The organism is Jeotgalibaca sp. A122 (assembly GCF_052266715.1).
Taxonomy (GTDB): Bacteria; Bacillota; Bacilli; order Lactobacillales; family Aerococcaceae; genus Jeotgalibaca.
Genome location: NZ_JBQPRB010000007.1, coordinates 68,817 through 84,276 on the forward strand (window position 1 = coordinate 68,817; position 15,460 = coordinate 84,276).

The 15,460-nt window shown below is 39.3% G+C and carries 14 protein-coding genes; 13 read left to right on the forward strand and 1 reads right to left on the reverse strand.

The window, feature by feature from the left end:
- Positions 1-67: 67 nt before the first annotated feature.
- Positions 68-1,270 carry an FtsW/RodA/SpoVE family cell cycle protein gene (locus ACTU7M_RS08805; protein ID WP_443474020.1) on the forward strand — a complete coding sequence of 401 codons (1,203 nt, stop codon included), beginning with the start codon at positions 68-70 and terminating at the stop codon, positions 1,268-1,270.
- 50 nt (positions 1,271-1,320) lie between these two features.
- Here the strand turns inward: ACTU7M_RS08805 and ACTU7M_RS08810 are convergent, their stop codons facing one another.
- Entirely contained in the window at positions 1,321-2,931 is a 1,611-nt protein-coding gene (locus tag ACTU7M_RS08810) for a PucR family transcriptional regulator (RefSeq protein ID WP_443474021.1), read from the reverse strand.
- A gap of 135 nt (positions 2,932-3,066) precedes the next feature.
- On the opposite strand from ACTU7M_RS08810, the gene ACTU7M_RS08815 reads away from it, so the two are divergent.
- From ACTU7M_RS08815 to ACTU7M_RS08870, 12 genes are all read left to right on the forward strand, one after another.
- On the forward strand, positions 3,067-4,515 hold the full coding sequence (locus tag ACTU7M_RS08815) for a zinc ribbon domain-containing protein (protein ID WP_443474022.1): 1,449 nt from the start codon (positions 3,067-3,069) through the stop codon (positions 4,513-4,515).
- Positions 4,505-5,683, forward strand: a complete 1,179-nt coding sequence (locus ACTU7M_RS08820; protein ID WP_443474023.1) for an acetyl-CoA acetyltransferase — start codon at positions 4,505-4,507, stop codon at positions 5,681-5,683. The genes ACTU7M_RS08815 and ACTU7M_RS08820 overlap by 11 nt, the downstream gene beginning before the upstream one ends.
- Before the next feature lie 8 nt (positions 5,684-5,691).
- Positions 5,692-6,888, forward strand: a complete 1,197-nt coding sequence (locus tag ACTU7M_RS08825; RefSeq protein ID WP_443474024.1) for a CaiB/BaiF CoA transferase family protein — start codon at positions 5,692-5,694, stop codon at positions 6,886-6,888.
- A 41-nt stretch (positions 6,889-6,929) separates the two neighbouring features.
- Positions 6,930-7,304: a hypothetical protein gene (locus ACTU7M_RS08830; protein WP_443474025.1), complete on the forward strand. Its 375-nt coding sequence runs from the start codon at positions 6,930-6,932 to the stop codon at positions 7,302-7,304.
- A gap of 23 nt (positions 7,305-7,327) precedes the next feature.
- Positions 7,328-8,128, forward strand: coding sequence for an alpha/beta fold hydrolase (locus tag ACTU7M_RS08835; protein ID WP_443474026.1), 801 nt, complete (start codon positions 7,328-7,330; stop codon positions 8,126-8,128).
- Positions 8,129-8,207: 79 nt separating this feature from the next.
- Positions 8,208-8,714, forward strand: coding sequence for a hypothetical protein (locus ACTU7M_RS08840; protein ID WP_443474027.1), 507 nt, complete (start codon positions 8,208-8,210; stop codon positions 8,712-8,714).
- Between the two features lie 3 nt (positions 8,715-8,717).
- Positions 8,718-10,229 carry a sodium:solute symporter family transporter gene (locus ACTU7M_RS08845; protein ID WP_443474028.1) on the forward strand — a complete coding sequence of 504 codons (1,512 nt, stop codon included), beginning with the start codon at positions 8,718-8,720 and terminating at the stop codon, positions 10,227-10,229.
- A gap of 23 nt (positions 10,230-10,252) precedes the next feature.
- The gene (locus ACTU7M_RS08850) at positions 10,253-10,669 is read left to right on the forward strand and encodes a hypothetical protein (RefSeq protein WP_443474029.1); all 417 of its coding nucleotides are present in this window, start codon (positions 10,253-10,255) and stop codon (positions 10,667-10,669) included.
- 103 nt (positions 10,670-10,772) lie between these two features.
- Positions 10,773-11,891 carry an aspartate-alanine antiporter-like transporter gene (locus tag ACTU7M_RS08855; protein WP_443474030.1) on the forward strand — a complete coding sequence of 373 codons (1,119 nt, stop codon included), beginning with the start codon at positions 10,773-10,775 and terminating at the stop codon, positions 11,889-11,891.
- A gap of 22 nt (positions 11,892-11,913) precedes the next feature.
- Entirely contained in the window at positions 11,914-12,774 is an 861-nt protein-coding gene (locus ACTU7M_RS08860; RefSeq protein WP_443474031.1) for a 3-keto-5-aminohexanoate cleavage protein, read from the forward strand.
- A gap of 252 nt (positions 12,775-13,026) precedes the next feature.
- Positions 13,027-13,752 carry a MurR/RpiR family transcriptional regulator gene (locus tag ACTU7M_RS08865; protein WP_443474032.1) on the forward strand — a complete coding sequence of 242 codons (726 nt, stop codon included), beginning with the start codon at positions 13,027-13,029 and terminating at the stop codon, positions 13,750-13,752.
- 105 nt (positions 13,753-13,857) lie between these two features.
- Positions 13,858-15,459 (forward strand): PTS transporter subunit EIIC, encoded by a 1,602-nt coding sequence (locus tag ACTU7M_RS08870; RefSeq protein ID WP_443474033.1) that lies wholly within the window; start codon positions 13,858-13,860, stop codon positions 15,457-15,459.
- The last annotated feature ends 1 nt before the right edge of the window (position 15,460 follow it).

The following is a 15,460-nucleotide window of genomic DNA, read 5'->3' on the forward strand; positions in this document are numbered from 1 at the left end:
TTTTATGGCTCTTTTTTCTATATAATGTATACTTGAACATGTCTCTGTTATAAGAAAGGAAAGAAGCATGAGAAATCAATCAAAACAACCTGCCTCAGACGTATCCAAAATTGATTATGGAATTATATTATCCGTCTTTTTATTGGCAATTATTAGTATTGTAACAATTTATTCAACAACTTATATGATGAGTAGCATGCCATCATTACGACCCACCATCATGCAAGTCCTCTGGTATATTATTGGTGGCATCGCAGTCATCGTGCTTATGCAGTTTGATTCTGAACAACTTTGGAAACTTGCTCCGATAGCTTATGGATTAGGGATTTTATTATTAGTCCTTGTCCTGATTTTTTATGACCGTACCAGTTATCAGCTTCAAGGTGCTAAAAGTTGGTTTGTCGTTGGGCCGGTTTCATTTCAGCCTTCCGAAGTTGTAAAAATTTCGCTTATCATGATGCTTGGCAGAGTGATAACGAAACACAATATGGAAACTTCCGAACGAACGGTTAACACTGACTGGAAGCTGCTGCTTCAAATCGCTTTATGGTCCTTGCCTTTGCTCGTTTTGATTATGGCCCAAAATGACTTGGGTACCGTGCTCGTCTATATGGCTATTATCATCGGAATGACGTTGTTGTCTGGTGTGAGTTGGAAAATCCTGTTACCAGTCTTTGGGGCTATCGGTTTAATCGGTGGTATATTGATTTATTTAGTTGTTTATAACCGGGACATCCTTCTGAACCTGGGATTTATGCCTTATCAATTTGCCCGTATTGATTCCTGGCTGAATCCATTCGAAGATAGCCGGGGAGATGCTTTCCAACTTGCACAAAGTATGAAAGCCATCGGTTCTGGCCGTTTGTTCGGGAAAGGTTTGGGAGCATCCGAAGTGTATGTGCCTGTACGAGAATCGGACATGATATTCTCAACGATTGGTGAAAACTTTGGATTTGTGGGAGGATGTTTCCTGATTTTTGTTTACTTCCTGCTGATTTATCAAATGGTACGCATTTGCTTCGACACTAAAAACGAATTTTATGCATACATGAGTACAGGAGTTATCATGATGATTCTCTTCCACGTACTTGAGAACGTAGGCATGACAATCGGCTTACTACCGATCACCGGTATCCCACTTCCTTTTATTTCGCAAGGTGGTTCTGCACTATTGGGAAATATGATGGCAATCGGACTGGTTATGTCCATGCGTTATCATTACAAGAGTTATATGTTCTCTGATGAAGAAGAGCATTATGGGATACGCTAAAATAACTTGAAAGCCCTAAAGCAAAGAAACATTGCTCTAGGGCTTTTTTATTAGTCCAACATATATAGAAAATAGGCACAAGTCAGTACAAATTTACCTTTATTTGTGAGGTAATTGTATCCCGTAATTTTGTCTATGCGGTCTAGACGATAACGCAATGTTGTAGTATGGATAAATAGGTTATCAGCGATTTCTTTTAACGAGTCAGTCTGAATACATTCTGCCAATGTCCCGATTAAATCCAATTGGTGGGTCTGATCATATTCTATCAGTGGTTGAATGACTTGTTCTCGTAAATTATTTATTTGCGGCGAATTATGTAGATTACGAAGCATATCTACTTCCCAGATTTCATTGTAGAAAATTGTTTCACTGTATTGTTTAACCTTTTGACTAATGAATGTTGTCCTTTTAGCTTGGCGGTGGGCTGATGAAATTTTAGAATAATCAGTGAAAATATTACTAATCCCAATCTTATAGGGATAATCTTCGCTGTCGAATAATTCTTTTAGACGACTAATGAACTTTTCGAAATCCGAATTGTTAGTTTGTAAGTTATTTTTCATTCCATAGATTATACAAAAACCATTTGAGTGCAGAGAAATAAAATGGTTTGGTGCTTCTTCATAGAAAATCGAAGTATAAGTATTCTTTAATACTTCAAAAGAAGAATATGAAGAAATATCTATTGAAACATAAATAAGATGATAAGCAGAATAATTACCGAAACCACCAAGGTGAAGTAAATTCAAGGCGCGTTGATTTGAAAAGTTAGTATTATCCAATAAATCGTTGTAAATGCGACTATTATTGTTAATCTTTTCTTCTTGAGATAGTCGATGTTCAGTTAACTTAATCGTCAAATAACTGGCCATTTGTGTAAAGGCAATCTTTATTAATGAAGTGATACAAACATCTTTTGTATCTACAATTATTTTACCGAAAGTATGATTTGCACCACCTATTGGATAAACAAGTAAAACACGATCCTCTTTTTGGACCTCATAATAGTCGTCATAGGATTCACTAGATGCTTGAGTAGAAGTATCAATACGTTCGATTTTTTTAGTCATTTCACTTATTTCAATTTTCGTATTACTTTTTGAATCATAAACAATCGAGCCTTCTAATTTAACATAGAAGTGAATTTCATCCGATATTTGGAGTGACTCGATAAATTTTTCGGTAGTATGATTACTTATTAAGGACCGATAGAGATTTTTATACATCTGATTCATTGACACAATTGTATCTAACTGCGAGTTTATTATTTTTTTGGAAACTTCATTAATAATTTCACGAAAGGGAATTGTAGAATCGCAAATTATAACAGGAATCCCAAATTCATTACCGATATCAAAAAATTCATCCGGTAGCTTTTCAACAAATCGATTTAATTTGACCACAATAGCTGAAATTCCTTTTTCCGCCAATGCTCGAAAAATGGCTACTGTTCCCTCACCGCCTTTTTCACAGAACGAAAAAGTGGTAAGAATCAACAAATCTTTTCCCAAATCGAATTTCACAAAATCTACGACTTCCATGACAGATACTGATTGGATTAGATTGTTAATTCCAGATTTGCCGGCTACAACTTTGAACCCGTTTTTGAAAAATGTTTGTTCTAAAGTTTCTTTAATTGTCACTGGGACAAGGTTCATAGTCTCACTTCCTATAAAAGTAGTAAAATAATTGAATATTTTCATTTTTTTTTAGTATTTCGTTGTAAGCTAATATTCATTATACTGAAAGCGTAAACAAAATACAATTTGCAAAATAGAAACGAGGGAATAGATTTGGAAAATAATAAGATCGGAATCACATCATTAGGTGCATACCTTCCTTATTACTATTTTGATCGCTCAAACCTAGGAGCAGCATGGGGAATTCGTGGTAAAGGAATGAAAAGTTTTGGAAATTCCGATGAAGATTCTGTCACTATGGCAGTTGAAGCAGCCATGGACTGTTTTAGATATATTGATCGTAAAGATATAGATGGGTTACACTTTTCCTCAACGACAGTTCCTTATGCAGAAAAATCGCATGCTACTTTAATAGGAACAGTTTTAGATTTAAAGAAAAATATCATAACTTCTGATTTCACTTCCTCCATGAGATCAGCAACAAGTGCGTTACGAGCTGCCTACTCAGAAGTTAAATCAGGTGGATCAGATAACGTATTGGTCGTTGCATCTGATACAAGAAATGGCTATCCGAAATCAGGTCAAGAACAATATTTTGGTGATGGATCCGCGGCAGTCGTTGTTGGTAAAGGAAATGTAATCGCTACCATCGATGCATTCTCAAGTGTACAAACTGAAATTGTAGATATGTGGCGAAACACAGAAGATGTCTACGTTCGCAATGCAGAAGGACGTTTTGCTTATGAAGAGGGTTACTTGGAATCGGTTAAAGAAGTTTATGGAAATGTTTTAAGCGAAACAGGTCTGACAATTGATGACTTTAACGGAGTAGTACTGGTCTCTGTGGACGAAAAGAGTCATTTAAAAGCAGCTAGAAAATTGAAAATCCCTACCGAAAAAATCGTAAATGCTAACTTTAGCCACACTGGCGTGCTCGGTGTTTCGCAACCTCTATTCGGGTTGGTTGAGGCAATTGAGAAAGCCGAAACGAATGATCGAATTTTATTAATCAATTATGGGAATGGCGCAGACGCTGTAGTTCTTACAGTCACCGAACAGAAAAACAAAGTGATCAAAGAAAATTCAGTTGAAAAATATTTAAATAATCGATCAGAATTTAAAGAATATGGTCGTTTCTTATCTTTTAGAGGCATAATTGAAGCGAATCCTGGGGAAGATTATAAAATTCCAGCATCGACATCACAATCATGGCGCGAACAAGAAACCTATTTAAAGCTCTATGCAAGTAAATGTGATGATTGTGGACAACATATATTCCCTCAAAATCGAATTTGTCCGAATTGTAAATCACTGGATCATTATACGAAAGTAAATAAATCGGAAGAAATATCTCAGCTCTTTACTTATTCTATTGATAACCTTGCTGGTCGGAGTGACGACCCTGTGATTGTGCAATCCATAACAGAAGATAAAGATGGAACAAGATATTATCTGAATATGACGGATTTTGATAAGGATAATGTAAGTGTAGGCATGGATTTAGAGTTCACATTCAGGAAAATACATGATCTTGCGGATTTTCCGAATTACTATTGGAAAGTTAGACCGATAAGAAGGAAGGTGAATAACTTTGGAAATTAAAGATAAAATTGTCATATTAGGAATGGGTTGTTCAAAGTTTGGTGAGCGTTGGGATGCATCAATATCAGATTTGATCATCGAATCAACAACCGAAGCTCTTGATGACGCTAAAGTAGACGTTTCCCAAATCGAAGCTATTTATTATGGAAATGGATTTGAGAATAATATTGCAGCGACTGCGGTTGCAGATACATTAAAAGTTGAAGGCATTCCTATTGTTCGAAACGAAAACTACTGTACATCTGGTCACATTGCTTTAATTGAAGCTATTCAGGATGTTGCAAGTGGACGACACAAGATTGTTATGGCCTTGGGAGCTGAAAAGCTTAAAGATACAGGTTATCCGGGTTTAGGCGTGGGTCGTGGACAAAGTCCAGTTTTAGAAGCAAGGCGAACTGCTCCAGGTTCCTTTGCTCTAATTGGAACACGTTATTTCCACGAATTCGGTCTTTCACACCAAGAAGGGCGCGAAACAATCGGGAAAATTGCAGTTAAAAACCATAAAAATGGTACGTTATCCAAAAAAGCACATTTCCAAAAAGAAGTGACATTGGAACAAGTTCTTAACGCTCCGATTATTGCAGATCCACTTGGATTATATGACTGTGCTGGTAATAGTGACGGTTCTGCTTGCGCAATTATTACGACAGAAGAAATCGCAAAAACAATCAAAGATAAGTTTGCTTATGTAAAAGGTTATGGTGTAGCAATGGATGCTGTTTCACCACTATATCGTCCGAATTTCTCATGGACCAGCTTCAATGCACTTCGCTCTTCTTCGCAACAAGCGTATGATATGGCAGGCATCAAGAACCCGCGTAACGAGATTGACTTGGCAGAAGTACATGATTGCTTCACGATTACAGAGATGTTGATATATGAAGATTTTGGATTCTCGGATCGCGGAAGGGCTAAAGTCGACATAGATAACGGATTCTTCGAAATTGATGGTGGTTTACCAGTGAACGTTGATGGTGGTTTGAAATCATTTGGACATCCAGTCGGTGCGAGTGGTATCCGTATGACATATGAAATCTACAAGCAAGTTCTGCATGAAGTGGATAATCCAAAGCGTCAGGTTAAAAACGCGAATATCGGTTTGAGTCACACGTTTGGTGGACCACCACAAATCAGTGCAGCATTGATACTAGGTAATGAGAAAGGATAGGTAGACAAATGGAATTTCAAAAAGGTTCAGCTTTAGCAGGCTTGAAAGTATTGGACCTTGGTCGCGTGATTGCTGCTCCTTTCGCAGCAGCAATCTTGGCTGACCTAGGCGCAGATGTCATAAAGGTTGAAATGCCTGGTGCAGGTGATAATGCACGGGATAACCTTCCAATGAAAGATGGTGAATCCACGTATTACATGAATTTTAACCGAAGTAAACGTGGTATCACGCTAGATATGAAAAAAGGAAAAGACATTTTCCTAAAAATGGTCAAAGAAGCAGACGTGGTTTTAGAAAACTTCCGACCAGGCGTTATGGATAAACTGGGATATAGCTATGAAGAACTGAAGCAAGTTAACCCTAGAATTATCATGGCTTCTGTTTCCGGTTTCGGTCAAAACGGGCCGTATAAAAACCGTGCAGGCTACGATCCATTGGCACAAGCTATGAGTGGGATTATGAGTGTTACTGGATACCCAGACCAGCCTCCCGTTCGTGCAGGTGCATCAATTGCAGATATCATGGCTGGCCAAAATGCAGTCATCGGAATTTTGGCAGCGCTTCAACATCGCGATCGAACAGGCGAAGGCCAGTGGGTAGATGTTGCCTTGATTGATTCCGCAATCGTGAGTTTGGCTTCTGTTTCCCAAGTATACTTGACCGACCATTCACAAGTGCCTAACCGTAGAGGGAACGGATATGTAGCAGGCGCACCAGGAGGAGCATACAAATGTAAAGATGGCTATGTTGTGACTCTAGCATTAGGCGAGCGTGCTTGGCTAAAAATTACTGAGGTAATGGGTAGAGAAGATTTACGTGAGATGGGCCAATTTAAAACAAATAATGATCGTGTAAATAATTATCAAGAACTTGATAGCTTAGTTGATGCTTGGGCAGCAACATTAACAGTGGATGAAGCAGTTGAAACACTACTGGCTTCAGGATTACCAGCTGGACCAATCTTGAATATGGAGCAAGTTTACAATGATTCTCATGTCCGAGATGCCCGGGAGATGTTTACTAAAATTGACCACCCAGTTGTGGGCGAAGTTGAAATTACAAATCAAGGTATCAAGATGTCTGCAACATCACCTTATGTCAGAAGTTCTTCCCCGACGTTGGGACAACATAATACGGAAGTACTTAAGGAATTCGGATTCTCAAAGGAGGAGATTGAAAGGTTTACACAAGAAGGGATTATTTAACAGGGAAGATAAACAAAAAAGCACTGAGGAGGAAAAAGCACATGCTAACATTAGAAAAAATGCAACAATTGCAAGAACTAATCAACGGTGAGGAAGCCGACAAATTTTTGAATTTTTATTATGGGAAGTTTTTCAGTGGCGATATTTCCTTAACTGAAGATGACAAAACCTACACTTTATCATTCCATAAGGGGAAATTAATTGACATAGAAGAAGGCATGCCAAATACAGGTTTGGATATTGGGGTAACAGGAACAAAAAAAGAATGGGACAAATTTGCAACTCATAAGAGTCTGAGTGTTGCCACGAACAAAGGGAATGCGGACAATTTAACTACACTAGGGGGGGCAATTCGCTTCCGTCAAAACTTCAATGTTGTTGCACAATTGATCCGTGTTTGGGCAGGAATTCGCTAATAGGAAAAGGGAGGAATTTTAAAATGGCAGTTACAGGTTACTATATCAAGGTTAATGGTGTAAAAATTTATTGCGAAACCAACAATGGACCCGGCGAGGATACGATCATCTGTTTACATACAGCAGGACGGGACAATCGCCAATATCATGACATCATGGATAATCTATCAGATAAATATAACATGATCTCTTTTGATATGCCGGCACACGGAAAGAGTTGGCCACTACCAGGTAACGAAGTTGTGAATACTTTCCAAGACTATGGAAAATGGATCTGGGATGTCGTTACGGAATTAGGAGTAGAAAATCCTATTATTATTGGTTGCTCGATGGGTGGAAATATCGTCTATCATATGGCAATTGAATACCCTGTCAAGGCGATTGTATCCATGCAGGGTGCAGCACATACAGATACCATCAACGAGAAGATTTTGGAATTATTGAATCACCCATACGTGAATCCGCAACATTCTCACTTGGAATTCAGCGAATGTTTAATTGGAAGCGCTACAACGCAAGAACGCCGTGATTTTATCATGTGGGGTGTCATGACGGAAATTGGTAAAACCAAACAAGGCGACTTAACTCAATATGGTAGTTTCGACGTGCGTGACCGCATGAGTGAAATCAAATGTCCTGTTATGGTTATCCAAGGTTTAGATGACGCCATTGCGACAGGCGAAATGGCAGAGAAAACGGTTGCCATGTTGACTAACGCTGAAAGAGTTGAATACAAACCAATCGAAGATTACGGACACTTCATTATTGTTGAGAATCCTGAACTTGTTTCAGAGTATCTGGACGAATTTGTTTCAAGCCTATAAATAGATGATTGAAGGTGATGCGGTGTATTTTTAGAATAAATTACCGCATCACATAATCAGAATAGAAAAGAGGGTTAATATGAAAATCAAAGAACGTACCTCCGACTTCTTAGTATTTTTAATTCCTGTCATGTTTATCGTCGCCATAACGTTAGCGCTTTCTGGTAGAGGGTTGTGGGGAATTTATCCGGCGATAGCCGTTACCGGCATACAGCTATTTATGGGATTGATTGAGGGAGATAAAATTCCAAAGAAAAGTTTTTGGATTTTAGTGATTGGATTCTTGATTATCCATGGTGGTGGAATGACCGGTATGATTTATTACTATTATCAGTTTGGTAACACAGCTCCAGATTTTCTTATCATGGGCATGCACCCATCTTGGTTTTATTTTGTCGTCGTTTATTGGTTGGGGTCGTTGCTCTATCAAGCTGGATTTTTGATTCTTATGAAAGATCAATGGCTCTCACAAGAGAAATGGGACAATTTTCTGGAAGAAATCAAGGCCGAGGATAATAATCCTCCCTTATTACCTGATACGCTTGATGTAGATGGTAATAAAGTAGAAGCAAGGGGAGAGGTGTAGACAATGCGTAATGTGATTATATTAGGCACGATTGGCTTATTGTTGGTTGTCTCTTATTTCATCGGTACTCATTTCAGTAAAGGATCCAAGGGTTCTGCCTCCTCCTTTATCGGTAGTTCAAAAAGTTTCGGTTCAATTGTCATTGCCTTGTCAACAGCAGCAGCTATTGCTTCAGGTTGGATGTTGGTAGGTCTTCCTGGGGTTGTATACACAAGCGGAAATGCCATGACAATGAATGCTCTTATGGCTGTTGGGTTTACATTGGGATATATTTTTATAGGGAAAAAAGTGCGAGGCTTGGCTGAAGTTAAAGATATTTCTTCAATCGGGGATTTAGTGGATGCACGCTATAATAATAGTCGTCTCGTTAAATTCTGTACAGCAACTGTGTTATTTATTGGGACATTCTCCTACTTAGCAGCACAAATCGGTGCTGGCGCGAGTTTGTTGACATATCTATTTGGATGGGATACCTTCATATCCGCTGTTCTGATTTTTACAGTTGTAATCGTTTATGTAACATTGGGCGGTGAATCAGCAGGGATCATGTCTCAAGCTTTTCAAGGTTTGATCATGTTCATCGCAGGAATCATTCTTTTGGGTATATTCTTCTTTTCGGGTGGGTTCGGAGCCATGACTGAAGGAGTACTCAACAACGCAGTTGTGACAGGTTCTAATGGTGTCACGTCGACATTTGAAGCGATTCACCTGACTGCGTTTGGTAATGCTACAGAAGCACAATCAATGAACTTCTACATCTTGGGAATCATCGGTGCAGTTTGCCAACCTGCTACAATTTCTCGGATGTATGCAATTAAAAATCCTCGTGACTTGCCAAATTTGGGCATGCAAACAGGGATTATTCAAGGAGTTGTTTCATTCTTCGGATTTTCAATCGGTTATTTGGCGGTACTGCTTGTGACAAATGGACTCATGGATCCAATTGCAGATCCATCGACAGTATCCTGGGCGGTTGGAGAATATCTTGGTTTCGGTATGCAACTACTCCTTTACACAGCGATTATGGCTGCGATTGTTTCTTCATCCAGTACATATATGACGCTGGGAGCTTCAGCTTTTGCCGTTGATATCTTGAGTGCAGTGGGTGTTAAGCAAGATGACAGAACGAAAATCCGCACCTATCAAATTATGATTGTTGTTGTTGGTGTAGTGGCAATTCTTCTTGCTTCATTCTCTGGCGAGACAGTTTCGTTACTTGGTGCACTTGGATGGGCAACCTTTATGACGATCTTCATTCCAGTTGTAGTAATCGGCATGTTCTGGAAAAAAGCCAATGCAAAAGGTATGGGAGCAGCAGCAGTTGTAGCATTACTTGGTAATATTACAGGATTACTACTCGTCAATTTCACCACGATTCAATGGCCTCAGGGCTTGCCTTGGTATATGTATCTGATTGTCTTGACTACAGCTACTGGAGTAGTAGTATCCTACTTAACATTTGATGCAGTCGAAGATTTACCAGAACCAAATGCAGTCCGTGCTTTGAGTTTATAAAAAATATATAGGGGGAAATATAAATGGCAGAGAAGAAAAAATATTCAATGTTGGTGTGGAGCAATCCTACGGAAGGTCAAGAAGAAGAATACTTGGATTGGTACGCAGGTCAGCATATTCATGACTTGTTACGCATTCCTGGATATGTTGGTTGTAAGTACTACAAACTATCAGATATCCAATTGTCCAAGGATACTGAACACCAATATAAGTATTTGATTATATGGGATTTTGAGACAGATGATTTTGAAGCGGTCAAGGAGGATATTTCAGCTCGTATGAAGGATGGCCGTACGGTCTTCATCCCAGCTTTTGATACCGCTTACTGGGACGCGACGGTTGAACCGATTACAAAATATGTCACTTCTGAAGAGATAAAAGGTTTGACGCCAGATGAAGTGCGTGAAGTATCGGAATTAAAAAATCCATATAAACAGTAATCTGAGGGAGGAAAAGGCGGTTCGAAGGATGTTTTCCTGAATCGCCTTTTCATTTTATATGGCTAAGTACTTCCGAATGATAACTAAAGGGTGGGATTCTAATATGAGTGAAGTTTTGTTAATCATTTTAATTGTTTTGTTGGGACGTGTGTTCGGAAGGATATCTTTTTTTGGAATCAAGTTTGGATCAGCAGGCGTGTTGCTTGTTGGCCTCGTTTTCGGCCATTATGGATTTGAAATCAGCAAAATAATTACCGACATAGGTTTGCTGATGTTTGTTACGGGAGTAGGCTTGTCAGCCGGTCCGATTTTTATCCAAAATTTCAAAAATAAGGCCACGTCCTATATTGTTATCGCAATATCGACTATTGCATTTGCATCATTAATGACGGTGGGTATCTACAATATGTTTGATCTTCCGTTACCACTAACCATTGGTGTTATGACTGGGGCTTTGACAAGTACACCTGGGTTGGGTGCGGCTGTTGAAGCAACACAATCCGATTTAGCTTCAATCGGTTATGGAATCGCATATGTTTTTGGTGTAGTAGGTGTCATTTTATTTGTTCAGTTATCCATCAAATTTCTAAAAATTAATGCAAAAGATGAGGCCAGGATTTTTGTGGCCAATTTGAATAGTGGCTTGTCTGAGAAAAAGAAAATTCATCCATTTAAATTTGATAAAAACGGTTTTTTCGCTTTCTTTTTGGCCTTGCTCTTTGGAGTTCTGGTTGGTAAATTGGAGTTACCGCTTCCAGGAGGGGCAGCATTAAGTTTAGGAAATGCGGGAGGAGCTCTCGTTTCAGGTCTTTTCTTCGGGTATTTGGGAGGCATAGGCCCTATTTCATTGAAAATAACGCCTGAAGATTCAAGCCTTTTGAGCGATTTTGGGTTATTATTGTTTTATGCTGGAACGGGTGTAAGTGCGGGGGCAGGTGCATTGGAAATCCTCCAACAATATGGCCTGGTTCTCTTTTTGAGTGGAGTTGCTATTACAGTATTTTCTGCTCTAGCGGCATTCCTGGTCGGTCATTTTATTTTCCGCATGAATATCATCGATACACTGGGCTCAGTAACCGGAGCGATGACTGCCACGCCAGGATTAGGAACTTTAATAGACGCGACAGAGACACCACAAGTTGCTGCTATTTATGCTTCAACGTATCCGATTGCATTATTGTGCGTGGTTCTGAGTGCGCAAATACTGAGCCTGCTCGGTTAAGGAAGGTAAGGGGGGAATAGCGATGACTGGACAAAAAAAGACCATAATTACAGTTGCTTTATCGGGTTCCCAGGGATCCAAAGAAAAGAACCCACATACACCTGTTACTGTCGATGAGATGATTGAAGATGCCTATCATTGTTATCTTGCTGGTGCTTCAATCGTTCATATTCATGTTAAAGCGGATGACTGCATCACGTATGAAATCAACAATGAAAAGTTCCAACAAGTAAAAGAAGGAATTGAAAGACGTTGTGACATGATTGTCAATCTCACGACTTCAGGTGAAGTAAAAACTTTTCAGGGTTTGGAAATAATGGGTGAATTGGATGGCTATCAAAACAAGCGGCTGGGAATACTGGATCTTGAACCTGAAATGGCAACTTTTGACATGGCGACCATGAATTTCGGTGAAAAAGTATTCCTTAACCCCTTAACCTTTCTAAGGACATCAGGAAGAAAAATGAAAGATTTGAAAATCCTTCCTGAAGTTGAAATATTTAATATAGGGGATATCCAGATGGCCCAACAACTCATAAAAGAGGGGGCATTGCCAGAAAATCCCTATTACCAGCTTTGTCTGGGAGTTTCAGGTGGCACGCCAGCTACTATAAGAAACTTGGTCTTTCTGCAAGAGGCTTTACCTGCAGGGTCAACATGGAGTGCTCTGGGAATTGGAATTGACCATCTGCCCATTCTTTTTACTACAGTAGCAATGGGAGGACATGTGCGAGTAGGTTTAGAAGATAATCTCTATTATACCCGAGGACAGAAAGCAACGAATGTTGCACTGGTAAAAAGAGCTGCGAGGATTATCAACGAATTTGGTAATGTTGTGGCTAGTCCAATGGAAGCAAGGAAAATATTGGGAATCAGGATTTAAGTAGAATAACGCACAGGCATATATGCCTGTAAGCGCCCTGACTTGTACGAGTGGGCGTTTTTTGCTGGGTAGCTTTGCTTAATTCAGTCTCTTTTTATATTTTTATAAGATGTCTGAACAAAGAAATTCGAATCAAAGAATTTAGACTACTCAACTCGAGAAAATGAATTGAGTAAGCTTTTCAAAAGGCTTTCTGTTTCTTATGTTTCTCAGCTATAATGAATGGGAAGGTTTAGTGAGGAGGATTGTCAATTGGATTTATCTAAAATCATTCAAGGCAAAAAACTATCGGAAACAGAAGAAGCAATTCTTAGATACATCATCGCAAACATAGACACCGTCTTGGATCAAGGCGTTCGTACAGTTGCTAAGGAAAACTATACTTCTCCCGCTACAGTCATGCGTTTGTCCAAAAAAATGGGATATAACGGTTTTATTGACCTCTACTATCATCTAGAACCCATGGTAAGGGGCAGTAAAGCCCCCATGAAACAAAGCTATGAAAGCTATATTGGCGATTTGGAAAAATACCAAACTGAAATCGAGCAATTTCTCACTTTATTGAATACTATTAAAGATAAAAACATCTTTATTTACGCAACAGGTTTCTCAGGGATTATCGGTGAATATATTTATAAGAAACTTTTGGTGAACGGGAAACGGACCTTATTTGCCAGTGGTACCGACTCAGTAGGGGTCCTGGAAAACAACGTGGAAATTGCGGGATTGTTCTTGACGATTACGAAATCAGGTGAGACGAGGCAGGTCGTTGAAAAAATGAAGTATTTTAAAGAGCAAGGAATACCTGTGGTTACTTTCACGAATGAAACCGACAATTCAGCCGCACGCTTAGCTGATGTGGTCTTTCCGATTATGGATGGGGACACATTGGACGATCGCAATATTAAAGGAAATTATTTTTTTGACCAGGTGCTCTTTCTTTTCGAAACCATTATGAAAGAGTATCAACAAAACTGAAACACGTTTCGAAACTGCGAAACAGGTATGGAATAGGATTGAAATCCTTTTCATACCTGTTCTTTTTTTATACACTAGGTTTATATTGAAAAAGGAGAGAAAAAGATGAAAGAAAAAGTGATGAACGGCTTACAACGTTTTTCCAAGGCCATGTTTGTTCCAGTCCTCATTCTACCCATTGCAGGTATTTTGATTGCGGTTGGTAACCTATTCACCAACGCAAAATTAATTGAACAATTTCCATTTATGGATAATCCCATCACCACAGGTTTTGGAACCATCTTATCCGGTTCATTGGTGTCCATTTTAACGAATTTAGGATTAATTTTCAGTGTGGGTATAGCCTTGGGATTAGCCAATAAGAAAAAAGCAGAAGCAGCTTTTACGGCTTTACTCGGCTATTTGGTCTTTATTAATGCGATGAATCGTTTCTTGATATTGAATGGCACTTTAATTGATGCGGATTCCTTGCAAGGAACAGGTCAAACAATGGTTTTGGGTGTCCAAATATTGGATATGGGCGTTTTTCTGGGAATTATCCTTGGAATTGTAACCGCTTATGTTCACAACCGATTTGCAGATCGGGAATTTAACGGAGCCCTCCAAATTTACGGTGGCTCACGCTTTGTTTTTATCATTTTGATTCCCGTTCTTGTCCTATTGGCCATCTTGTTCGCGTTTATCTGGCCATTCTTCCAAACTGGTATTAATCAAATGGGCCAATGGATTAACCAAAGTGGTAATTTCGGTTTATTCCTTTATGGCATGTTGGAACGTTTATTGATTCCGACCGGTCTTCATCATTTGGTTTATACGCCGTTCCTTTACACATCCCTTGGTGGCGTGGAAGAAGTCGGTGGTCAAGTATTGGAAGGTGCCCGTAATATTTACTTCGCGGAAATCGCGGATCCAAATATCAGTGTTCTTTCACCAAGTGTCATCTGGGATGCACGTGGTATTTCGAAAATGTTTGGTTTGATTGGTGCCTGTCTAGCGATGTATCACACAGCCAAACCAGAAAACAAAGCGCGTGCAAAAGCAATTTTGATTCCAGCCGCTTTCACTTCTTTTGTAGCAGGTGTGACTGAACCAATCGAATTCTCATTCATGTTTGTTTCACCCATTTTGTTTGTCATCCATTCTGTTTTAAGTGGACTCAGCATGGTGGTGTTGAACCTCTTTAATGTTCGTGCCATTGGTCCAAATGGGTTTATTGACTTCTTGCTTTATAACGTGCCTTTGGGAATCGAAAAAACGAGCTGGCCGATGTACATCTTGGTGGGGGTTGTATTCTTTGCCCTCTACTACGGAATTTTCCGTGCCTTGATTAAATTGTGGAACTTGAAAACAATTGGTCGCGAAGATACGGGTGAAGTAAAACTGTATTCCAAAGCAGATTATCAAGAAAAAGTTAAAGGTGTTTCACCTGACTCCGTTGCGACCGCAAATGAAATCGAAGGCAATGCCGATGTCATTGTGGCAGCACTTGGCGGTAAAGAAAATATCAAGACTGTAGAAAACTGTTATACCCGCTTAAGACTTACTTTGGCAGACCCAAGTAAAGTCGATGAAGCGATTTTGAAAAACGAAACAGGAGCCAGCGGCGTTATCACGAAAGGTGAAAATGTCCAAGTTGTTTATGGGTTGAATGTGACCCAAGTCCGTCGTTCCGTTGATCAATTTTTAGGTAATGTTACAAGCGAGTAGA

Bases quoted from the DNA above. Each gene is read 5' to 3' on its own strand.
- ACTU7M_RS08805 (WP_443474020.1), top strand. From the start codon at position 68: ATGAGAAATCAATCAAAACAACCTGCCTCAGACGTATCCAAAATTGAT.
- ACTU7M_RS08810 (WP_443474021.1), bottom strand. From the start codon at position 2,931: ATGAACCTTGTCCCAGTGACAATTAAAGAAACTTTAGAACAAACATTT.
- ACTU7M_RS08825 (WP_443474024.1), top strand. From the start codon at position 5,692: ATGGAATTTCAAAAAGGTTCAGCTTTAGCAGGCTTGAAAGTATTGGAC.
- ACTU7M_RS08830 (WP_443474025.1), top strand. From the start codon at position 6,930: ATGCTAACATTAGAAAAAATGCAACAATTGCAAGAACTAATCAACGGT.
- ACTU7M_RS08835 (WP_443474026.1), top strand. From the start codon at position 7,328: ATGGCAGTTACAGGTTACTATATCAAGGTTAATGGTGTAAAAATTTAT.
- ACTU7M_RS08840 (WP_443474027.1), top strand. From the start codon at position 8,208: ATGAAAATCAAAGAACGTACCTCCGACTTCTTAGTATTTTTAATTCCT.
- ACTU7M_RS08845 (WP_443474028.1), top strand. From the start codon at position 8,718: ATGCGTAATGTGATTATATTAGGCACGATTGGCTTATTGTTGGTTGTC.
- ACTU7M_RS08850 (WP_443474029.1), top strand. From the start codon at position 10,253: ATGGCAGAGAAGAAAAAATATTCAATGTTGGTGTGGAGCAATCCTACG.
- ACTU7M_RS08855 (WP_443474030.1), top strand. From the start codon at position 10,773: ATGAGTGAAGTTTTGTTAATCATTTTAATTGTTTTGTTGGGACGTGTG.
- ACTU7M_RS08860 (WP_443474031.1), top strand. From the start codon at position 11,914: ATGACTGGACAAAAAAAGACCATAATTACAGTTGCTTTATCGGGTTCC.
- ACTU7M_RS08870 (WP_443474033.1), top strand. From the start codon at position 13,858: ATGAAAGAAAAAGTGATGAACGGCTTACAACGTTTTTCCAAGGCCATG.